The organism is Psychrobacter sp. DAB_AL62B (assembly GCF_028895345.1).
Taxonomy (GTDB): Bacteria; Pseudomonadota; Gammaproteobacteria; order Pseudomonadales; family Moraxellaceae; genus Psychrobacter.
On the sequence record NZ_SAXC01000008.1, the window covers coordinates 39,823 to 62,948 of the forward strand.

General features: G+C 43.0%; 18 protein-coding genes. 7 read left to right on the forward strand and 11 right to left on the reverse strand.

The window, feature by feature from the left end; all coding sequences use genetic code 11:
* Positions 1 to 226 precede the first annotated feature (226 nt).
* Positions 227 to 592, forward strand: coding sequence for a hypothetical protein (locus EPB74_RS10610; RefSeq protein WP_274904118.1), 366 nt, complete (start codon positions 227 to 229; stop codon positions 590 to 592).
* Between the two features lie 126 nt (positions 593 to 718).
* Here the strand turns inward: EPB74_RS10610 and EPB74_RS10615 are convergent, their stop codons facing one another.
* The 7 genes from EPB74_RS10615 to EPB74_RS10645 all read right to left on the reverse strand — a co-directional run bounded on the left by EPB74_RS10615 (position 719) and on the right by EPB74_RS10645 (position 11,642).
* Complete coding sequence (locus EPB74_RS10615; RefSeq protein WP_274904119.1) at positions 719 to 2,374, reverse strand: BCCT family transporter; 1,656 nt, start codon at positions 2,372 to 2,374, stop codon at positions 719 to 721.
* A 387-nt stretch (positions 2,375 to 2,761) separates the two neighbouring features.
* The gene (locus EPB74_RS10620; RefSeq protein WP_274904120.1) at positions 2,762 to 4,015 is read right to left on the reverse strand and encodes a PQQ-dependent sugar dehydrogenase; all 1,254 of its coding nucleotides are present in this window, start codon (positions 4,013 to 4,015) and stop codon (positions 2,762 to 2,764) included.
* A gap of 172 nt (positions 4,016 to 4,187) precedes the next feature.
* The gene (clpB, locus tag EPB74_RS10625; protein WP_274904121.1) at positions 4,188 to 6,785 is read right to left on the reverse strand and encodes an ATP-dependent chaperone ClpB; all 2,598 of its coding nucleotides are present in this window, start codon (positions 6,783 to 6,785) and stop codon (positions 4,188 to 4,190) included.
* Between the two features lie 272 nt (positions 6,786 to 7,057).
* Complete coding sequence (locus EPB74_RS10630) at positions 7,058 to 7,627, reverse strand: L,D-transpeptidase family protein (protein ID WP_274904122.1); 570 nt, start codon at positions 7,625 to 7,627, stop codon at positions 7,058 to 7,060.
* A 132-nt stretch (positions 7,628 to 7,759) separates the two neighbouring features.
* On the reverse strand, positions 7,760 to 8,551 hold the full coding sequence (locus EPB74_RS10635) for an SDR family NAD(P)-dependent oxidoreductase (RefSeq protein WP_274904123.1): 792 nt from the start codon (positions 8,549 to 8,551) through the stop codon (positions 7,760 to 7,762).
* 63 nt (positions 8,552 to 8,614) lie between these two features.
* Complete coding sequence (locus tag EPB74_RS10640; protein ID WP_274904124.1) at positions 8,615 to 10,324, reverse strand: AMP-binding protein; 1,710 nt, start codon at positions 10,322 to 10,324, stop codon at positions 8,615 to 8,617.
* A 184-nt stretch (positions 10,325 to 10,508) separates the two neighbouring features.
* Positions 10,509 to 11,642 carry a DNA topoisomerase IB gene (locus tag EPB74_RS10645; RefSeq protein ID WP_274904125.1) on the reverse strand — a complete coding sequence of 378 codons (1,134 nt, stop codon included), beginning with the start codon at positions 11,640 to 11,642 and terminating at the stop codon, positions 10,509 to 10,511.
* Between the two features lie 172 nt (positions 11,643 to 11,814).
* Between EPB74_RS10645 and EPB74_RS10650 the strand changes: the two genes are divergently transcribed.
* Complete coding sequence (locus tag EPB74_RS10650; protein ID WP_274904126.1) at positions 11,815 to 12,291, forward strand: GNAT family N-acetyltransferase; 477 nt, start codon at positions 11,815 to 11,817, stop codon at positions 12,289 to 12,291.
* A 121-nt stretch (positions 12,292 to 12,412) separates the two neighbouring features.
* On the opposite strand, the gene ppnP is transcribed toward EPB74_RS10650, so the two are convergent.
* The 4 genes from ppnP to EPB74_RS10670 form a co-directional block, all read right to left on the reverse strand.
* A complete protein-coding gene (ppnP, locus tag EPB74_RS10655; protein WP_274904127.1) occupies positions 12,413 to 12,697 on the reverse strand; it encodes a pyrimidine/purine nucleoside phosphorylase in 285 nt (94 codons plus the stop codon).
* A gap of 42 nt (positions 12,698 to 12,739) precedes the next feature.
* Positions 12,740 to 13,835 (reverse strand): peptide chain release factor 2 gene (gene prfB, locus EPB74_RS10660; protein WP_121509225.1). Its coding sequence is split into 2 segments (ribosomal slippage): positions 12,740 to 13,762 and positions 13,764 to 13,835, totalling 1,095 coding nucleotides; the frame shifts between segments, so codons are not numbered across the junction.
* A gap of 101 nt (positions 13,836 to 13,936) precedes the next feature.
* Positions 13,937 to 14,644, reverse strand: coding sequence for an HAD family hydrolase (locus EPB74_RS10665; RefSeq protein ID WP_274904128.1), 708 nt, complete (start codon positions 14,642 to 14,644; stop codon positions 13,937 to 13,939).
* 44 nt (positions 14,645 to 14,688) lie between these two features.
* Positions 14,689 to 15,225 (reverse strand): gamma carbonic anhydrase family protein, encoded by a 537-nt coding sequence (locus EPB74_RS10670; RefSeq protein WP_274904129.1) that lies wholly within the window; start codon positions 15,223 to 15,225, stop codon positions 14,689 to 14,691.
* Positions 15,226 to 15,400: 175 nt separating this feature from the next.
* On the opposite strand from EPB74_RS10670, the gene EPB74_RS10675 reads away from it, so the two are divergent.
* From EPB74_RS10675 to EPB74_RS10695, 5 genes are all read left to right on the forward strand, one after another.
* Positions 15,401 to 15,970, forward strand: a complete 570-nt coding sequence (locus EPB74_RS10675) for a phosphatase PAP2 family protein (protein WP_274904130.1) — start codon at positions 15,401 to 15,403, stop codon at positions 15,968 to 15,970.
* A gap of 344 nt (positions 15,971 to 16,314) precedes the next feature.
* Complete coding sequence (gene carA / locus EPB74_RS10680) at positions 16,315 to 17,565, forward strand: glutamine-hydrolyzing carbamoyl-phosphate synthase small subunit (RefSeq protein ID WP_274904131.1); 1,251 nt, start codon at positions 16,315 to 16,317, stop codon at positions 17,563 to 17,565.
* A 149-nt stretch (positions 17,566 to 17,714) separates the two neighbouring features.
* Positions 17,715 to 20,969 (forward strand): carbamoyl-phosphate synthase large subunit, encoded by a 3,255-nt coding sequence (carB, locus tag EPB74_RS10685; protein WP_274904132.1) that lies wholly within the window; start codon positions 17,715 to 17,717, stop codon positions 20,967 to 20,969.
* 349 nt (positions 20,970 to 21,318) lie between these two features.
* On the forward strand, positions 21,319 to 21,795 hold the full coding sequence (greA, locus tag EPB74_RS10690; protein WP_079691347.1) for a transcription elongation factor GreA: 477 nt from the start codon (positions 21,319 to 21,321) through the stop codon (positions 21,793 to 21,795).
* A gap of 366 nt (positions 21,796 to 22,161) precedes the next feature.
* On the forward strand, positions 22,162 to 23,073 hold the full coding sequence (locus tag EPB74_RS10695; protein ID WP_274904133.1) for a hypothetical protein: 912 nt from the start codon (positions 22,162 to 22,164) through the stop codon (positions 23,071 to 23,073).
* The last annotated feature ends 53 nt before the right edge of the window (positions 23,074 to 23,126 follow it).

Below are 23,126 nucleotides of genomic sequence, written 5' to 3' on the forward strand. Positions count from 1 at the left end.
AAACTACAGTATTTAGCTGAATTTTCTAAAGTTAAAAAGAGTTTTATAATAATAAAATTTAAACCCAAGCTTAACGTTAAGCTTGGGTTTTTTGTTGACGATGATTCAGTGGCTGACTGCTGATAAATAAGCTACTATAAATTTAGACCACTTTATGACTGATATGGTTGAAGTTAACGGTCGATAACAGGACGTTATCGAATGCTATCTATAAGGAAATATTATTATGAAGCATTTATACAAATCACAGCTTTCATCGCTGTCATGCTTATCATTATTAGGGTTATCAGTGACCATAGCCTTAGCCGGCTGTAATAACATCCAAAGCATCGATGCGCCTGATACCTCCCCTATTCATACTACTGAGTATAACAAAGACCAAAGTCAGGCGGCGAATCAAGGATCTATCAACAACCCTTTTACCAAGTGCCCGCCTTATAATCCTGAACAAACGATGTGTACGGCGCAATACGATCCTGTTTGTGTGACCGTAAAGAATCGATCAGGAGTCAGCTATCGTACTGCGGGCAACTCATGCTCAGCGTGTGGCACAACCGCAGCAGTCGGTTACGTTAAAGGACAATGCTCATAGCTCATCATTAATAAACTTACCTAAACACCCTTTAGTAAAATAAACTAGGTAGCGCACACACATAAAAAAAGCCCCAGCTTCATCATAAGCTGGGGCTTTTCTATTCAACGATGGGCTAATAAATACCTATTCAGTCGGTTTTTCAATATCAGGCGGGCCCGTGAGCAAGTCTTCATCTCGGAATTCATTTGCTGAATTATGCTCGGCTGACTCTTCAGTGATAAACCATTGCTGGTTGCGGTACAGTATCAAACGATCTCGACTTAAGCCACGCAGTAATGAATACAGCATAATCAGTATAACAACTGCAAAGGGGAAGCCTGAGACAATAGAAGCTGCTTGTAAGGCGCCTAATCCACCAGCTGCCAATAATACCGCAGCGATAACGCCTTCAGTACCTGCCCAAAATAAACGCTGAATCTTTGGTGGATTGGCATCACCACCTGAGGTCAGCATATCAATAACAAAGCTGGCTGAATCTGATGACGTCACAAACCACAGCACAATCATGACAATAATCAGTAAGGTTGCCGCTTTAGCAAATGGATAAAACTCCATTAATTTAAAGATAGCACTACCATAATCCACTTTTACCGCTTCAACTAATCCTGGACTTGCTAGACTAGGATCAGCCGCAGCCATCAACTCCATGTGCACCGCCGAGCCACCAAACGCTGTAAACCATAAAAATAAAATAGTAATGGGAATAAGTAGTACACCCAATATAAACTCGCGAATGGTACGACCACGAGAAATACGCGCGATAAATACCCCAACGAATGGCGACCAACTAATCCACCATGCCCAATAGAAAATCGTCCAAGAAGACTGCCAGTTTTCTTCGCCAGCATATGACTCCGTCCAAAGACCTAATGGAATCACTTGATGTATATAGTTACCGATGTTTTCTACAAAACTGTTTACGATAAACTGGGTCGGCCCTAAGATAATAACAAAGCTTAGCAGTACAATGGTCAGGAAAATATTGATATCGCTTAAGCGCTTGATACCTTTGTCCAAACCCATCATCAGTGACAGACCGGCAAGCATAGTGATAAAGGCTATCAAAATAATCTGTACGGTAATGTTATTAGGAATACCAAATAACGTGTCAAGACCAGAGTTAATTTGCAAGACCCCAAGACCCAAAGTCGTTACTACCCCAAACATCGTACCGAATACCGCTAAAGTATCAACCGTATGACCCCATGGACCATAGATTTTTTTACCAATCAAAGGATATAACGTCGATCGAATCGCCAATGGCAAACCGCGGCGATAGTGAAAGTAGGCCAATGAAAGCGCAACCATGCCATAGATTGCCCATACATGCAGACCATAATGTAAGAACGAGATATTCATCGCTTGCTTGGCAGCAGCAATCGTCTCAGGCTCACCTAGCGGCGGTGCCATAAAATGCTGTAGCGGCTCAGCAGTACCCCAATAGAGTAATCCAATACCGATACCGGCTGAAAATAACATACCAATCCAAGAAATCAGATTGTATTCAGGCTTTTCTGTCTGGTATCCAAGCCTGATATCACCGTATTTACTAAATATTAAGTAAACACTCATTACTAAGGCTAGATTGACGACGACAATAAAGAACCAGCCAAAGCGTACAGAAATAAACGCCTTTGCTTGGCCAAATACCTCATTTGCAAGTTCATTAAAAAAAGCACCGAAAATAATAAACGCGACAATTAAAATTGCCGAGGATAAAAACACTGGCTTACTAACGCGAGGAAAAGGGCCCAATCGGCCAACTTTTACATGATCCATTTAGTCATCTCAATTTTTTTGGGTGTCCACCTTAACAAGATATGTACGAACTATCAAATCGCAGCAGTCACCTCTTTTTATCATAAAAATTAATGTCACTAAAGAAACCAAGTGACTGAGTATTTTGATTTAAACATTCTTTATCTTTTTTAGACAATATTAATGATAAGTAAACATATGATTATATTAATAAAAATATACTTTAAAACTGATAAATTTTATTTAAAAAAACAATATAGTGCTGCTGGTTTTAATTTTTCGAAGCATCTGAAGTGTAAAGCGCATAGTAAGCGACGAAAAATTAAATCTCTTGATACGTGGCTATCCATCCATCTATTAATATACCAATTCCATATTGTACTGGTTATACGTCGTGCTATTTTTAGTTTATTTATGTAATAATCGTAAAAGCCTCCCCTCAGCACCATCTTCTAATAGCCATACCTCTCCATTCACAACCAGCACACTACGAATGCGCTCACCCATATCATAGCGATAACGCTCAGATGCCGTGTTATTTTCATCAAAATTAACCACAATGAGCGCTTTTGATGATAATCCGCTGATAAGTGCATTTCCTTGCCACGCTGGAAAATCATTATATTTACCAGAGGAATAAATACTCATTGATGAAGGCGATATCACTGGTGTCCATGTAATGACTGGCGCTGCAAATTCGGGGCGGGTATCATGGTCGGGAATATCTGTACCCGTGTAGTTACGCCCATTGGACACCAGCGGCCAGCCATAATTCTTGCCTTTTTCAATAAGGTTGAACTCATCACCGCCTCGTGGACCCATTTCATGCGCCCAAAATTTTCCTTTATTATCAAGTGCCATGCCAAGCACATTGCGATGACCGATTGTCCAAAACTGAGCGGCGATGTCATTGTTATTATCTGCAAAGGGGTTGTCTGTTGGTAGCGAACCATCCGGATTTAATCTAATGATTTTACCCAAGTTGACTGCCATATCTTGCGCTGGGGTCTTTTCTTGTCGTTCACCTGAGCTGATATATAAATATTGCCCATCAGGTGAGAACAGCAATCGATGACTATAATGCCCTTGTCCTTTCATCTTTGGTGTCTGCTGCCAAATGGGAGTAATCGACTGTAGGTTTGGTGCACTGCTATTAAAATCTGATAGTTTGGCCTTGATAACCTTAGCGCCAAAGATATTGCTATCACTTCCCTTACCTGCTTCTACATAGCTAATATATACGTTATTAGAAGTGGCAAAATCTGGCGCAATGATAATATCTCCAAGACCGCCCTGTCCGCCATAAGCGACTTTGGGCACGCCAGCGACTGCTGTTTTAGCACCAGTTGCCGTATCAACTATAAATAACTCACCTGTCTTTTGCGTTACTAGTAGTTTTGGCGGCTTATTATCAACTTTTGGTAGTGCAGTCATTGCCCAAGGCTCATTAAAAGTAGCGATTGCCTTAGTAGTAAAAGCAGGTTTATCGATATTTTCTTGCCTATCAGCGGTAGAGGTCTGCGCTTCTTTATATTCCGCAAGATCTGCATTGGTATTGACTGCTGAAGGATTGGAGCAAGCCGAGGCGCTAAACAACAGAGCAGTTACGATGATAGGTAAGGCTAAAAATACATTGATGCTTTTGGTTTTTATTATTATCATTTTTTATCTCCATAGATCTTGTATTCATATTATTAGAGCTTAGGTCAGTTATAACATAGTAAAAATATTAAAACGGTAAAATAATGATTGAGTATCAAACAAAAACCCCTTACTCGCTCATGGCAAGTAAGGGGTTTGATATAACATTCAAAACGACCGTTAAAGTTTGCTATTAGCTCATTCTAAGCTTATCAAAGGTCAACTTATCATCAGCACCAACATCGATTTTGATGATGTCACCAGCGACAAAATCACCTGCTAGCAGCTTCAATGACAATGGGTTTTCGATCTCTTGCTGAATGGCACGTTTTAACGGACGCGCGCCATAGACAGGATCATAACCAACTGCAACCAACTTGTTCATGGCTTCCGCTGATAGCTCGATATCCATCTCACGCTCATATAAACGCTGACGCAAGCGATTCAATTGAATCTCAGCAATACCCGCCATCTGTGACATACCCAGTGGATGGAAGACCACAATTTCATCAATACGGTTAACGAATTCTGGGCGGAAATGTTGCCCAACCGAATCCATTACTTCCGCTTTGATATCCTCGTAGCTTTCACCAACCATTTCTTGAATTTTATGCGAACCCAAATTACTGGTCATAATGATGACGGTGTTTTTAAAGTCAACCACGCGGCCCTGTGAATCTGTCAAACGCCCATCGTCCAACACTTGCAGCAAGATATTAAACACATCAGGATGCGCTTTTTCGACTTCATCAAACAAAATTACACTATAAGGCTTGCGGCGTACAGCCTCAGTCAAAGCGCCGCCTTCTTCATAACCGACGTAACCTGGAGGCGCGCCCACCAAACGACTGACACTATGCTTCTCCATGTACTCACTCATGTCGATACGTACGATGGCATCTTCACTATCGAACAAGAAGTTCGCCAGTGATTTGGTCAACTCCGTTTTACCGACACCCGTTGGGCCTAAAAACAGGAACGAGCCTGAAGGACGATTCGGATCAGACAAGCCAGCACGACTACGGCGTACGGCATTGGCCACCGCTTCGACCGCTTCATCTTGACCGATGACACGCTCATGGAGTTTTTCTTCCATCGCTAGCATCTTGTCACGTTCGCCTTGCATCATTTTACTAACTGGAATACCCGTCGCGGCGGCAACCACTTCTGCAATTTCGTTATCAGTGACTTTATTGCGCAGTAGCTTTATACCACTGCCCTCACCTGTCTGCTCTTTTTGTTCTGCTAAGTCAGACTCAGTGATGCGGCGCTCAAGCTGCGGGATAGTCTCGTATTGCAGCTTACTCATGGTCTCATAATCGCCCTCGCGACTGGCTTTATCATAAGCAGTACGCGCTTTGTCCAGCTCGTCTTTTAGCTGCTGGCTACCTTTAACCAAGGCTTTTTCTGCTTGCCAAATCTCGTTGAGATCGGCGTATTCTTTTTCCAGCTCTTCAATTTGCATATCAAGCACTTTACGCTCTGCTTGTGCGCCAGCGTCTTCTTCATTTTTAAGCACTTCGCGCTGCATTTTTAGCTGAATCAAGCGACTATCGAGCTTACCTAATGCTTCAGGTTTACTGTCCATCTCCATACGCAAGCGACTGGCAGCCTCATCAATTAAATCAATCGCTTTATCCGGTAGCTTGCGATCAGTAATATAGCGATGACTCATACGTGCAGCGGCAATAATAGCGCTGTCTTGAATATCAACGCCGTGATGCAGCTCATAACGCTCTTTGAGACCACGCAATATCGCAATGGTGTCTTCGACCGTTGGCTCATCGACCAATACCTTTTGGAAACGACGCTCAAGAGCAGCATCTTTTTCAATATATTTGCGATATTCATCTAAAGTGGTCGCGCCGACACAATGCAGCTCACCGCGAGCAAGCGCTGGTTTGAGCATATTACCGGCATCCATCGCGCCGTCACCTTTCCCTGCACCCACTAAAGTATGCAACTCATCGATAAATAAAATGACATTGCCTTCTTGCTTCGATAAGTCACTGAGTACGCTTTTGAGACGCTCTTCAAACTCACCGCGGAACTTTGCACCCGCAATCAACGCGCCCAAGTCCAACGACAACACTTCTTTACGGCGTAGACCTTCTGGCACATCACCATTGATGATTTTTTGCGCCAAGCCTTCTACAATAGCCGTTTTACCAACACCCGGCTCACCGATGAGTACGGGATTGTTTTTGGTCCGACGTGAGAGCACTTGAATGGTACGGCGAATCTCTTCATCACGACCGATGACCGGATCAAGCTTCCCCGTTTCGGCCAGTTCAGTCAGGTTAATCGTATATTTATTCAGCGCATCACGTTGATCTTCAGCATTTTGATTATCCACTGTGTCATCACCTCGCAATTGCTCAATCACTGCTTTTAACTTACTCGCCGTCACGCCAGCCTTTTCAAATATCTTTTTGGTTTCGCCTTGTTCAGCGAGTGCCAGCATTACCCATTCGGTGGCAATAAAATCATCACCTTCTTTTTGCGCTTGGCGATCTGCCAAGTTCAAAATTTTAACCGAATTTGGGTTTAGATTAACGTCGCCTGTTGGCTCTGAAATCGTTGCTTGATTGTCCAATGCCTTTGCCACGCCATTTTTCAACGCAGGAATAGACGCGCCCGCTTGCTGACAGATTGATAAATTAGATTCATCTTGTAGCAATACCGCAAGCAGATGCACCGGATCGATACCGGTATGATCACGCCCTAATGCTAGGCTTTGTGCTTCTTGAATCGCAGATTGCAACTTTTGCGTAAATTTTTCGAACCTCATATTTGTGTCCTCTTATAATTGATATAAATAGTATATTCGGCAGCAGACTTATGCTGTCCACCTACCTTCATCTACTGTCTATATATGGTATATAGTGAAAAATTTCAAGCTATTTATAGGCAAAACCTTATTAATAGTAATGATATTACTCATGGTATCTGAGTAACTACAGCAAAAGAAAAATCACGATATAAATGTGAATTAAAATAAAAAAATCCGAGCTTTTAAGCATAAACCTTTAAGTCTAAAACCTTAACATTAAACAATAGCTTCTACTCAACTATTTCAATAGCTGTGCCAACCTTCACAGCCGCCATGATTTCATCCATTTCATCATTGGTCACTGCCATACAGCCTGCCGTCCAATCGCGTTGCTGGTTGAGCATTGCTAATGCACCAAAACCATTTTTCTGCCCATGAATCATAATCGCGCCACCGGGGCTCACACCTCGTGATTTCGCATTGGCTTTATCTACAGTATTGGGATAACTGACGTGCATAGAACGATAGTATTGAGATTTTTCATTTTTATAATCGAGTGTATAAGAACCTATCGGTGTACGCTGATCGCCTTCCTGTTGCTTATGTCCAATCGGATTACCACCGAGCGCAATATGATAAGACTTAATCACTTTATCACCACTTAATAACTGCAAACGACGCTCTGATTTATCGACAAATACTTTATCGATAATAGCGGCACTGGGAATGGGCGGCGGATGTTTCGCGGTATCTTTAGCAGCAGCGATAGCACTTGTACCGATAATAGTAGCAAAACTAAGCCCTGTGGCGATAAATAACCAGCTTGAATACTTACTAGAATGTGGACGAAAAAATGACATAAGCTTGAATCCTTATAACTAATATTTAATAGCAATGAGTCATAATATATCAAAGCACTATGCCATGTTTTGTAGCCAAGTTTTGTGCAAAAGTTATGAATAAGATAAAAATGGGTTCTGACAGTCGCTAAACTAAACCATACGAATGGCACCATCAAGACGAATGACTTCACCATTTAAGTAGGCATTATCAATGATATGCATAACCAACTTAGCAAATTCATTGGGATTGCCCAGACGTTTAGGATAAGGAACGCCTGACTCTAACTGCTCACGTGCCTTTTCCGGAATGCTTTGCATCATTGGGGTAGCAAAAACCCCAGGTGCAATGGTCATGACGCGAATACCGTGGCGCGCCAGCTCACGAGCAAGCGGTAAAGTCAGACCGACCACGCCCGCTTTTGATGAAGCATAACTGGCCTGCCCTACTTGCCCATCAAAAGCAGCGATAGAGGCTGTATTAATAATGACACCTTGATCCGCATTTTTCTCTGCATTGTTTTCTACATTACTACCATTAGCCACACGCTTAGCGATACTGGCTGCGACCAAACGCGCGACATTAAAAGAGCCAACAAGGTTGATATTAACGCCGCGACTAAAGGACTCAAGATTCGCAGGATTATTATCACGATCTAGTAGCTTTTGCACGACAGCGATACCAGCACAGTTAATCGACCCTTGCAGACCGCCAAACTCTTTTTCAGCCATAGCGACAGCCGCTTGCACATCATCGCCACTAGTGATATCACAGCGTACAAAACGAGCATTGTCGCCAAGCTCGTCGACCAGCGCCTGCCCAGCTGATTCGTTAAGGTCGGCGATAATAGCTTTGCCACCTTTAGCGACAATAGCGCGAACCACTGATTCACCCAAACCTGACGCGCCGCCGGTAACCAAAAAGCTGTGTTGTTCAATTTGCATAATTATTCCTTGATATTATTATTTAACTGTCTGTTTTATTATCTGGTTCATACTTTAATGTATTTAAGAGGCGGATAGACTTCTCAGTAAAAAGCGCTGAATCTTACCACTTGGCGTTTTTGGTAGCTCAGACACAAACTCAACTTCACGCGGATAAGCATGAGTTGATAGACGCTTGCGTACCAAATCTTGAATTTCCCTAGCAATCTCATCAGTCCCAACAATACCATCTTTTAGCACCACATAAGACTTAATAGTATGACCGCGCACCTCATCAGGTATACCGACGGCGGCTGACTCTGCAACTGCTTCGTGCTCGAGCACCGTATTTTCAACATCGGTTGGACCCACGCGGTAACCTGCGGTAGTAATGATGTCATCATCACGTCCTGAGAACCAGTAACTGCCATCACTATGGCGCTCGACCACATCGCCTGTTAGATAATAATCGTCAACGAACGCTTGTTTTTCATTCCAGCTATAACCACGGAAATAAAACGCCGGCGATTGACTGACCACCACTGCCAATTGCCCTTGCTCGCCATCAGGTAATACCTTCATATCATCATCTAATACCACAAGCGTATGCCCTGGTAGCGCCATACCCATTGAGCCGACTGGGCATTTATGTGCTAATGCATGGTGCTCGCAGCAGGTCATACCCGTCTCTGTCTGACCATACTGATCGCAAACTTTGCAGTTTAAATAAGTATCAACCCAATTCACCACTTCGGTATTTAAGGTCTCGCCTGCTGAGTTAGCACAGCGTAGCGACAACTTTGCATCGACATCGTTATGAGCTTTTTCAAAAACGCCGCTCGACTTCATCATACGAAATGCCGTTGGTGAAGATGCCAAATTGGTAATCTTGTGACGCACCATAAAGTTGCGAGTATTCTGAGCATCAAAACCCGCTTCATTAAAATAAGTAGTGACGCCTAACAATAAAGGACCCGTGATAGCATAATAGAGCCCATATGCCCAGCCTGGATCGGCCATATTCCAGTAATGATCGTCCTCGCGTAAGTCAATGGCATAGCGCATATATAAATAAAAGGCTGATAATGCAGCTAATGGCACGCTGACGCCTTTTGCCTTACCTACTGTCCCTGAGGTAAACATCTGTAAAAATGGTGCATCAGTATTCAAAATGACCGTATCTATGGTTTGCGGCTGCGTTGCTATCATTTCAGCATAATTATCATCAACCGAGTTATCATCACCCCAACTTTTTGAATTTTCCGCGCTATCAACCAGTACCATTTTAGTTTGCTCGGCTAAGTCTTCGAACTTGCTGCGATTTTCTTGGTTGGTAAAAACGACTTTGGTATTGGCTTTATCCATCCGGTACTTAATTGAATCATAACCAAAAGCGGTGAATAACGGTTGATACACCGCGCCAATCCGCCAAATTGCTAATACAATGGTTAATAATTCAGGCGTGCGCGGTAGCATAGTCGCTACTTGATCACCCGCTTGCACACCATAAGACTTGAGTAAGTTAGCCACTTTCGCGCTTGCGGCATCTAACTCAGCAAAGCTCATGTGCGTCACGTTACCAGCCGTATCTTCATGCACCAGCGCAAGCTTATCCCCACGGCCGTCACGCACATGGCGTCCACAGCACGCCATATAAGCGTTCAAGCGATCGTCTAAATGCTCGCCAAAGATTTCTGTCGATAATGCATTGATATCAAAATTATTATAATAATCGCTGTAGCTCGTTGGCGTACTTGTAATATGCGCAGTAGTATTTGAAGGTGAGGTGTTCATAAGCTAATCCTTTAGCAATCGAGAGTCACTGGCGAAATCAGAGTTTTAGAAATAATAAAACAGTCATATCCTATCGACTATTTAGGTTTATTAAATGACGTATATTCTATTAGTAACGCATTTCTATATTTATTTCAATACATAACGTATCATTTTTAATATAAAATATCTACTTAGTAAAAATTTATTGTAGCGCCCTTAAGAACCCAAGCAAGGCCTTCTCTTCACAACTTTGATATTGTTTGGTGCGTCCACGACGAGCCTGTTTATAAAGCGCGAAAAACTCACCTGCTAAAAACCGCTCAATAATAATAGGGTTGATATAAGAAGCACGGCAGACAGCAGGCGTATTGCCAAGTTCCTCTGCTACTTCTTTGACCATATCAGTGACCAACTGCTGGCGCTCAGAGCTACCAGCCTCACTGGCTAATATACTTTCTCCTTCTGACGTTTGCAGTTGATCGTACAAATGACTAGCAGCCAGCACACTTGCCATCCATGTGCGAAAATCCTTTGCGCTGTATAAATTACCGCTATACATTTTACTTTCACAATCATTAGCGCAAGTATGCTTACGTATGTATTCATTGATATCGGCGCTATCAACCACTTGCTTATTACCATTGTCATCCAAATATTTAAAAATCTGATAACCCGGTAACTCAGAACAGGCCTGTATAATTTCAATCAAACGCTCATCTTGTAACTCAATATGATGCGCTTTGGCACTTTTACCGACAAAGTCAAACGCCAGCCCATTATCCGTCTCGCTCACGTGCTTGCTTCTCAGTGTACTCAAACCGTAGCTTTTATTGAGTTTTGCATAGCGGCTATTGCCGATACGGATCAAGGTGGTTTCTAGCAGTTTGACCACCGCCGCAAGCACATTATCGCGTGATAACGGTGTCGCTTCTAAATCTTTTTCAACCTGCGCGCGTAGATTTGGCAACGCTTCGGCAAAACCTATCATGGCCTGAAATTTGGCTTGGTCACGTACGCGATCCCATTCTGCATGATACAAGTATTGTTTGCGGGCTTTGTCATCACGGCCTGTCGATTGTAGATGTCCTTTGTCATCTTGACATATCCAAACCTCTGACCACATCGGTGGAATCACGAGAGCATCAAATCGCTGGCGCAGAGCCTTATCCTTTACTGTTTTTCCAGTGGCGTCTCGATAGGTAAAGCCGCGCCCCCAACGTCTGCGTCCATAACCAGGCTCATCGTCGCTGACGTAGCGCAAACTTGCTAGGCTAGCTAGGTGCTCATAATCATGGCGCACATCTTGGATTATTGTCTGCTGACTTGCCTTAACCATAACGATACTCGTTTGATAACATAGTTGTTTTAGCATAATTAACTACGGCAATTATTGCTGTGTGTTTGCCATGGATAAAGTGTAATCCTGTGTAAAATAAACCGATAAAGGCCTTGTAGATTTTAGCCGCTAAGGCATAATTTAAGATAAATTTACTAAAGGCACCGCTAATATGACAAATCCCAATCCTATAAACACAACCAATAGCTCCTTAAAAATAATGCCGTTATCTGCCGATGACTATGAACTTTGGCTCAGCTTATGGCAAAGCTATCTGACTTTTTATGAGAGCAGCTTGCCATTAGAAACTACGAATGCAACGTGGAACAATGTGCTCGATAGCAATGTACCTATTTATGGGTTTGGGGCTTGGTTAGATGATGCGTTAGTCGGAATCACTCATGTGGTGCTACACCCCAATACTTGGAATAGCACTGAATGTTGCTACTTAGAGGATTTATACGTGCATGAATCTGTACGTGGAAAAGGCGTAGGACGTGCATTGATTGAACATGTTTATGAATTTGCCAGTAAGAAAAACTGTAATCGTGTCTACTGGACAACTCAAGAAGGAAACACAACAGCTCGCATACTTTATGATACGCTGGCTACGAAAACGGATATGGTGCAATACCGTAAAAACTTATAATGTATATCAGCTCCTTTATTATTCATAATAAGACCTGAAATCAAAATAAAATACCCATAAAAAAACGCCAAGCGTAGAACGTTTGGCGTTTTTTTATGTCATCTTAATCTAAGCTAAAAAACTATTTACCATAAGTACATAAGTAAGCCGTTTCTACATCAACTGTAACTTGGAATTTCTGATTGGCGTCAATGGTAAATTGCTCGCCAGCATTAAAAGTCTGCCATTCATCGCTTTCTGGCAGCTTTACCGTCAAAGCACCGCTAACGACTGTCATGGTTTCAAACTCGCTGGTACCAAATTCATACTCACCAACTTCCATAACACCGACGGTCGCGGGTTTAGTTGCCGTTTGAAAGGCAATAGAAGTCACTTTATTATCAAAATAATGATTAACGCTTGGCATAATTTTCCTTAATTAGATATTAATTACTATTCAAAACCGTCTTTACAATCCCGCTTTTAGGCTCGCTTCGATAAATTGATCGAGGTCGCCATCTAGTACAGCTCCGGTGTTAAAAGTCTCGACGCCAGTACGTAAGTCTTTGATACGAGAGTCATCGAGTACATAAGAGCGAATTTGACTGCCCCAACCGACGTCAGACTTGCCATCTTCGACCGCTTGTTGAGACTCCATCCTCTTTTGCATCTCAAGCTCATAAAGCTTCGCACGTAGCATCTTCATTGCCGTTGCTTTGTTACCATGCTGGCTGCGCTCGTTCTGACAAGTCACAACGACGCCAGTCGGTTCGTGCGTAATACGTACTGCAGAATCGGTAGTATTTACGTGCTGACCACCAGCCCCCGATGAGCGATAAGTATCAATGCGTAAGTCAGCTGGATTGATATCAATCTCAACATTATCGTCGATTTCAGGTGACACAAATACCGCGGCAAATGAAGTATGGCGACCGTTATTACTGTCAAATGGTGATTTACGTACCAGACGATGCACGCCTATTTCGGTACGTAACCAACCAAAGGCATAATCGCCCTTAATCTCAATAGTTGCTGACTTGATACCAGCGACACTGCCAGCGGACACTTCAATAACGTCGACTTTAAAACCATGTGCTTCTGCCCAGCGCGTATACATGCGCAGCAGCATTTCTGCCCAGTCTTGCGCTTCAGTACCGCCGCTGCCTGATTGGATATCCAGATAGCAATTATTCGGATCCATCTCACCGCTAAACATCCGGCGGAATTCTAAATCCGCCACACGTTTTTCAGCATTGTCGAGCTCGGCTTGTACATCAGCAAGTAATGACTCGTCTTCTGCCTCTACTGCCAGCTCCAACATTGCAGACGCATCTTCCAATGTGGTTTCAAGCGACACCACCACATCAATGACCCCATCAAGTAGGCTTTTTTCTTTATTAATTTTGGTCGCACGCTCAGGATCGTTCCATAGCTCGGGGTTTTCTAATTCTAAATTGACTTCTTCTAAGCGTTCTTGCTTACCATCGAAGTCAAAGATACCTCCGCAAGTCCTGCCCACGCTCTGATAAATCTTTAATTCTTTCTTGATACGGATTGATTTCCATAAGTGTTCCTGTGTGTTTTAAAAAATACGGTGGCGCTATTTTAAATGAGATTTGCACAAAATGTTTGGCTAATTCTCGCTACTATTCTAGCAACTACTTTATCAAATCGACCAATCTTCTACTGCCCAGCGATGGGCAAACGCGTGTGCATGCAGCGCAGCATCGGGAGAGACACAAATAGCCACATCCGCCCATTCAAGCAACGGAAGATCATTTTTGGAATCAGAATAAGCATAGGTTTTATCATATTGCAATCCTGAGGCTTGCTGCTTATCTAGCCATTTATCCAAATGATAAATCTTACCCTCTTTGAAATTTGGCTTATCGGTTAATTTACCGGTATAGCGCTCGTCTTTTATCTCAAGCGGCGTCGATAACACATTGGCATCTTCAATCCCAAAACGTTTAGCGATAGCAGAAACCACAAAATCATTGGTCGCAGAGATAATCACTACATCGTGACCTTTTTCAATATGCTGACACAATACTTCCATCGCTTTTGGACGGATATGCGGCTCGATTTCACTTTTAATATAATCTTCTCGTAGCTCGTGCAGTCTATCCATCGGTAGGCTGCTTAAGAATTGCGCGACAAATTCATTGTACGCCGTCGCATCAAGCGTGCCTTCGATGTAATCGTTATAAAACTTCTGATTGGCCGTGCGATACTGCGCTTCATCGACAAGATTATGCTTGACGATATATTCGCCCCATAAATAGTCACTATCGACATCGAGCAAGGTATGGTCTAAATCAAATAGGGCTAATGTGCGTGAAGTTGGCTGGCTGTCGATGCTTGGCGTACTCATAATAAAATACTCATTAAGGATAATTGATGATGATTAATAGGGTTTTATTCTGGTTGCTCAATCTCTCTGAGACCGGTTTTAAATTTCTGACAACGCTCTGCATAGTGCAGCGCTGACAGTTTCAGCATTGCTGCCTGCTCATCCGTCAATGTTTTGACCACTTTTGCAGGAGCGCCCATGACCAGCGAATTATCTGGAATCTCTTTGCCTTCGGTAACTAGTGCTTTGGCACCAATGATACAGTTTTTACCGATTTTGGCATTATTTAAGACCACCGCACCAATACCAATCAAACTATTATCACCGACTTCGCAGCCATGCAGCATTGCCAAGTGACCAATAGTGACATAGTTACCAATCTTGACTTCAATACCCGCATCGGTATGAATCACGCTGTTTTCCTGTACATTACTATAGTCACCAATATGGATACGCTCGTTGTCACCGCGAATGACTGCGCCGAACCAAACGCTGGCTTGATGACCCAAATACACATCACCAATGACTCGTGCGGAGTCTGCCACCCACCCGTTAAAAGGTACAGCGAATTCAGGTGCTTTGTCTAAATATTGATAAATCATAATCCATCCTTGATGAGTTCTATTCAGTTGTTATTATTCGTAAATGTAGTTGGCACTGATGTCGGCTATAAAACTGATCTATAAATATTTTCGTGCATGATGTAGGAGCAAGCATTTATAGTATAATGCCATTTCTCTTCATCTGCCCTACCAAACTCTCTTTAGGATTGCCTCAATGATCAGCAAAAACGCTTCCGCTATCATTTTATTACCCAGTAGTTTTTTATTATCGAGCAGCTTGCTTGTTGCCATGCCAGCTCAAGCCGGCAGTAGCGATAATATCGACAAGGCAAGCGACATTCTATCTTTTGCCATACCAGCAGTTGCTTACGGTAGCACTTATTATATGGATGATAAAGAGGGGCGAGAGCAATTTTATTATTCATTTGCAACCAATGTTGCAGCGACTTATGCCCTGAAATCTGTGATTGATAAAGAGCGACCAGATGGCAGCGATGATAACGCTTATCCATCCGGCCATACTTCAAGGGCGTTCCAAGGAGCTAGCTTTATTCATAAGCGCTATGGGCTAAAATATAGTGTTCCCGCCTATATTGGCGCGGGTTTTGTCGCCTATAGCCGTGTCGAAGCCGATGAACATGATGCCATTGATGTATTAGCGGGAGCAGCTTTAGGTATGGCGAGCAGTATGTATCTGACAAAAAGCTATCAAGATGACCAACTACATATCGCCACCAATCTCTCTCCAGACTATTATGGTTTATCGGTACATTATAATTTTTGATAAATAAATTTTATTAGCTAGAAATTAAGACGCATTTAGGCTTTATCTGAATATTATTCACCATACTTATCCTTAAGGTGCTGGCCCTTAACGCAAAACTCTAGTATAATGCGCAAAATCTGTGCCAAAGCGAGCGGACATGATGTAAGTTACTTATTCACCCCCTAGTGAATCCTGTACCTTTTCATCTATGATGTCTTCTCGCTTTTTTGTGGAAAAATTTTGGCGCTGTCTCTTTTATTATGGTTATTTAGCCGCAGTTAAATAGCAATAATCAAAAAAGCAGCGCTTTATTTTAACCAAAAAATCAGCATAGAACTCACTAATAACAGCGGAGGCAACCCTTGAATTCATCGACAGAAATACAAGCAATTTTGGCACTAGCGGACGGTACGATTTTTCATGGAATTAGTATCGGCAGCCTCGGTCATCGTGTCGGTGAGGTGGTTTTTAATACAGCCATGACAGGGTATCAAGAAATCCTCACTGACCCAAGTTATGCTCGTCAGTTAGTAACCCTCACCTATCCGCATATCGGTAATACCGGCACCAATAGTGAAGACACAGAATCCAATACTGTTGATGTGAAGCGTCAAGTGTGGGCAGAAGGTCTTATCATTCGTGATGCAACATTGGTAACCTCTAACTTCCGTAACACTGAGCCTCTAACCGACTATTTACAGCGCAATGATACGGTTGCTATCGCTGAAATTGATACCCGTCAACTGACGCGTTTATTGCGCGATAAAGGCGCTCAAAACGGCTGTATTATGACTGCGTCAAACGGCGACACCATTAGTAAAGAGGATGAAGCCCAAGCCATTAAACTGGCACAAGAATTTGCTGGTATTGAAGGCATGGACTTGGCAAAAGAATGCTGTACGCCAACCACATTTGAATGGACAACGGGAACGTGGGAATTATCGGATACCCTACTTAACCGTAATGTGACCGGTAGCCATGACAGCGGCACGGGTGGCTTTTTTAAACAGCTTGGTGCTCATATCGATAAAAAATTCAATGTCGTGGCTTATGACTTTGGCGTAAAAACCAATCTATTGCGTCTGTTGGTTGATAGAGGCTGTCATGTGACTGTTGTACCAGCACAAACCCCTATCGCTGATGTGCTCGCGATGAATCCAGATGGTATTTTCTTATCTAATGGTCCTGGCGATCCAGCCACTTGTGATTATGCCATCGATGCGGTACGTCACATCATTGAAGAAACAAGTATTCCAACCTTTGGTATTTGTTTGGGTCATCAGCTGATTGGTCTTGCCAGCGGCGCAAAAACCATCAAAATGAAAACCGGTCATCATGGTGCTAACCATCCGGTACAAGATTTGGCGACAGGAAAAGTATTAATAACCAGTCAAAATCATAGCTTTGCTGTAGATGAAAACACACTGCCTGAGCATATTAAATCAACCCATCGCTCATTATTTGATGGTACTAACCAAGGTATGGAGCTGACCAATAAGCCAGTATTTAGCTTCCAAGGTCACCCTGAAGCCAGTCCTGGTCCTCATGAAGCTGCAGCGTTGTTTGATAAATTTGCAGATATGATGGAAAAAGCTAAAACAGATCAGGCTTAAGTTAAAGCTATCATTATCAACAAGCTAGGCGCTAAGAACAATTATAGCGCCTACTATCACGATATACAGCACAATCAATAATACTCGACACACATAAAACCAAAGTACACCTTAATTAAAACATCACTCAAACGAAGGTAGCCCTAACTATGCCAAAACGTACCGACATAAAAAGCATTCTTATCATTGGCGCAGGCCCTATCGTCATCGGTCAAGCGTGCGAGTTTGACTACTCAGGTGCCCAAGCCTGTAAAGCATTAAAAGAAGAAGGCTACCGCGTCATCTTGGTCAACTCAAACCCTGCAACCATCATGACTGACCCTGCTATGGCAGATGCCACGTATATCGAGCCAATTACATGGCAAACGGTTGAGCAAATCATCGCTAAAGAACGTCCTGATGCTATCTTGCCAACGATGGGCGGACAAACTGCTCTAAACTGTGCGTTAGAGCTAGACAAGCATGGCGTATTAACCAAATATAATTGTGAACTGATTGGCGCGACCAAAGACTCAATCGAGATGGCAGAAGACCGCAACTTATTTGATAAAGCCATGAAGCGTATCGGCCTTGAATGTCCACGCGCTGAAACAGCTGAGACTATGGAACAAGCGTTTGCTACCCAAGAAAAAATGGGCTATCCGTGTATCATTCGTCCGTCATTTACCATGGGCGGTTCAGGTGGCGGTATCGCCTATAACCGCGATGAATTTATCGAGATTTGTGAGCGCGGTTTTGACTTATCACCAAACCATCAATTGCTTATCGATGAATCGCTAATCGGTTGGAAAGAGTATGAGATGGAAGTGGTTCGTGACAAAAACGATAACTGCATTATCATCTGCTCTATTGAAAACTTTGACCCGATGGGCGTGCATACTGGCGATTCAATTACCGTTGCCCCTGCGCAAACTTTGACTGACAAAGAATATCAAATCATGCGTAATGCTTCATTGGCAGTACTACGCGAGATTGGTGTCGAAACGGGCGGTTCAAACGTACAGTTTGGTATCCATCCTGATACCGGTCGTATGGTCGTTATCGAGATGAACCCACGTGTATCACGTTCATCAGCATTGGCATCAAAAGCGACTGGCTTCCCTATTGCTAAAATCGCAGCTAAACTGGCGGTTGGTTATACGCTTGATGAATTGCAAAATGACATCACTGGTGGCAAAACGCCCGCCAGTTTTGAGCCGACTATTGATTATGTCGTCACTAAAATTCCACGTTTTAACTTTGAGAAATTTCCACAAGCGGATAATGTTTTATCAACGCAAATGAAATCGGTTGGTGAAGTAATGGCGATTGGCCGTAACTTCCAAGAGTCGATGCAAAAAGCTTTACGCGGGATGGAAACAGGCAACGATGGTTTTGATGAGCAAATTGACTTATCAAAAGTGAGTATTGAAAAGGCACGCAGCGAGATCACCAATCGTTTGACCATTCCAACGCCTGAACGCATCTATTATATTGCTGATGCTTTCCGTATTGGTATGAGCGTAGATGAAGTATTTAACTTAACCAAAATCGACCCATGGTTCTTGGTACAAATCGAAGATATCGTGAAAATCGAAGCTCAAGTTAAAGCTTTAGGTTTTGGTGGTTTAACTGAAAAGAACTTACGTAGCTTTAAGCGTAAGGGTTTATCAGATTTGCGTTTGGCAAAATTGCTCGGCGTCTCACAAAAGCAGCTACGTAAAAAACGTTGGGACTTAAACGTTTATCCCGTTTATAAGCGCGTCGATACTTGTGCAGCAGAATTTGCTACCAGCACCGCTTACATGTACTCAACGTACGATAGCGAATGTGAAGCCAATCCAACGAATAATAAGAAAATCATGGTTATCGGTGGTGGTCCTAACCGTATTGGTCAAGGTATCGAGTTTGACTATTGCTGTGTACACGCTGCTCTTGCCATGCGCGAAGACGGCTACGAGACCATCATGGTTAACTGTAATCCTGAAACGGTTTCAACCGATTATGATACTTCTGACCGCCTCTACTTTGAGCCAATCACGCTTGAAGACGTGTTAGAAATCGTGCGTATCGAAAATCCTGATGGCGTGATTGTACAGTTCGGTGGTCAAACACCATTGAAACTAGCACGCGCTCTTGAAGCCGCTGGCGTCAAAATTATTGGTACTAGCCCAGATGCGATTGACCGCGCTGAAGATCGCGAACGCTTCCAGCATATGATTCAGCAGTTAAACCTTGTGCAACCAACCAATGCCCTAGCGACTAGCTTAGAAGATGGTTTGGTCAAAGCAAAAGACGTTGGCTATCCGTTGGTAGTACGTCCATCATATGTACTTGGTGGTCGCGCGATGGAAATCGTCTACAACGAAGACGAGCTAAGACATTATCTACGCACCGCTGTACAAGCCTCTAACGAAGCACCAGTACTATTAGATCGCTTCTTAGACGATGCGATTGAAGTCGATGTCGATTGTGTTAGCGACGGTACAGACGTCGTGATTGGCGGTATCATGCAGCATATCGAACAAGCTGGTGTTCACTCTGGTGACTCAGCCTGTTCATTGCCACCTTACTCGCTATCTGATGAGCTATGCGATGTGATGCGTGCGCAAACTGTCGCTATGGCAAAAGAGCTTGGCGTGATCGGTTTGATGAACGTTCAGTTTGCCGTAAAAGGTGAAACGGTTTATATCTTAGAAGTCAATCCACGTGCTGCGCGTACCATACCTTTTGTTTCTAAATGTATTGGTATCTCATTAGCGCAAATCGCGGCGCGCTGTATGGCTGGCACGTCGCTAAAAGACCAAGGCTTTACCACTGAAATCGTTCCTTCATTTTTTGCAGTCAAAGAAGCGGTCTTCCCATTTGCTAAATTCCCGGGTGTTGACCCAATCTTGAGCCCTGAGATGAAATCAACCGGTGAAGTAATGGGCGTTGGCAAAACTTTTGGCGAAGCTTTTTATAAAGCCGTTATCGGTAGTAATGAGCGTCTGCCAGGTCTACCAACTGAAGGCGAAAACAAAACGGTCTTTATCTCTGTACGTGATAGCGATAAAGAGCAAGTTGCGCCTATCGCTCGTCAACTGATCGACTTTGGCTTTAATATTGTTGCCACTACAGGTACGCAAAAAGTATTGGCTGAAAACGGTATTGAGTGTAAGCAAATTAATAAAGTCACCGAAGGTCGCCCGCACATCGTTGATGCCTTAAAAAATGGCAAAATCGATATGATTATCAACACCACCGAAGGCAAGCAGGCACAAGAGGATTCATTCTCCATCCGCCGTAGTGCGCTACAAGGTAAAGTATTCTACGTCACCACTTTAGGTGCGGCAGATGCGGTTTGTAAATCTTATGCGATTGACTTGCCATTTGAGGTGTATAAACTGCAAGATTTACACGAGCAAGCAAAGTCTATTGTTTAGCTCTATTGACTTGGCTGAAGAATTTCAGTAGATTAAGCATAACCGATAGGCTTGCCTAAAAGCTTATGCAAGCATTGCTCATTGTCTGACATGACAGCAACGCTTGAAAAAAACACTTTTAAAATGATAGACCTAAAAAGCATAGTGGCTAAACTGCGACTATGCTTTTTATTACGTAAGCTTAAGTGTGCATATTGTTGAGTTGAGGTGAAATAACCTCATAAATGATAGCCAACTTACTTATTACGCAGTCTTAACCATTACTCTTTTTATATTTTATACCCATTGCAACAACACTGACACCATCTCATTATGAGGTGGTGTGGTGTTATTGGTTTAAGGAAAAAACATGCAACGTTACCCCATGACTCCGCAAGGACATGCCGCTTTAGAAGCTGAATTAAAACAGTTAAAAAGTGTCGACCGTCCACGCATCACCGCTTCTATCGCTGAAGCACGCGAACACGGCGATTTAAAAGAAAACGCTGAATACCATGCTGCTCGTGAACAGCAAGGCTTTTGTGAGGCCCGTATCCGCGATATCGAAGCCAAACTTGGCGGCGCGCAAGTCATTGACCCTACGACTTTACCAAAAGACGGTCGTGTGATATTCGGCGTCAGCGTCGTTATCGAAAACATGGACACTGAAGAAGAAAAACAATATAAAATCGTTGGTGACGACGAAGCGGATTTTAAAGCCGGTAAAATCTCTGTCAACTCACCAATCGCTCGTGGCTTAATTGGTAAATCTGAAGGCGATGAAGCCCGTATTGAAACCCCAAAAGGCGTAGTCGAATACGAAATCATGAAAGTCATCTACGATTAATATAGTTGTCTTTTGTAGTGAGTCAAATAGTAATTTTCTTAAGAATTAGATAAAGTAAACCACACAAAAAGTCATTGTTTATAGGAAAGTAATTACACAACGCTGCTTTTCTACCTAACTCGTTTTAGTGCATAATTGTTGGGTTGAGATTGCTGAGCATATGCTTAGTTATTCATTAAAATAATGACGGATAAATCGGTAATATTATAGGATGGTTCGATAGATAGCTTTTATCGTTTGGCTGTCTATTATCAGTACTGTTGCCCTCGTTATTTGACCTGCCCTGTAGCGTCAATTAACGAGGGTTTTCTTATTTAAGCGTTCTCCATTTTTGTTTTACTTATTATAATTTTAAAGGACTTTATTATGATCATCACTATGAATCGCTCGTCAGTTGTTATGCAAAAAACAGCTACATTTACGGCAGTATCCGCACTGTTGGCAGGTACTGTTATGGCTATGTCTGCTGCCAATGCCGCCACTGAGGTGACCGTTCTACCTTCTGCGGGCGGTAGCACTACCGTGGTCGAGCAGTATTCTGATGGTAAAACGGCTGTTATCACCGCCACGCCTAATAGCATTGGCATGCAAGATGGTATGCCGTTTGCTGTGACGCAGGTGACCAATGTACCGCGCTACGTGGTTCGCCAAGTAGCCAGTAATGGTGTTAGTAATACTGTCGTCACTCAAGGTAGTGCCACCGTTACTAGCGTACCTGTAACCAATAAGATAACCAACCAAAGCAGCCGTGTTGACGTCATCGCAGTACCGACCAGTACAGTCACCCAAGTACTGCCTGTTACCACAGCGACCCAGTTGCCAGTCATCAACACGTCAGTCATTAGTGCACCTGTGACCACGATTACCTCTATAGATACCTTGCAGTTGAAACCGACATTTAGTACGCCAGATGTGGTCAATGCCAAAACTAAAGTGATGAAAATCCTTAAGAATAGCGATGGACGTGAGGTTGCAGTACCGGCTAACCATATCGCACCTGGTGATGTCATTGAGTATCATACCGTTTATACCAATACCACAGCGCAGCCAGTGACTGATATCAATGCCATGGTTTCTTTGCCAAATGGTGTGAAATTGGTATCGTTGAATAGTCCGCTACCAACACTTGCGACCACTGGTGGCGATACTTATCAAACTATTCAGCAAGTGGGTAATACGGTGGTCGTACAAGAGAATTACTCAGGATTAAAGTGGGATCTTGCAAACCTATCTACAAACGCTCCACAAACAATAGTCATTCGCGCGAAAGTTCAGTAGTCAGAGCTTATACAGTTTAATATGTATAGTCGATACCTTTTAAAACGGATGCA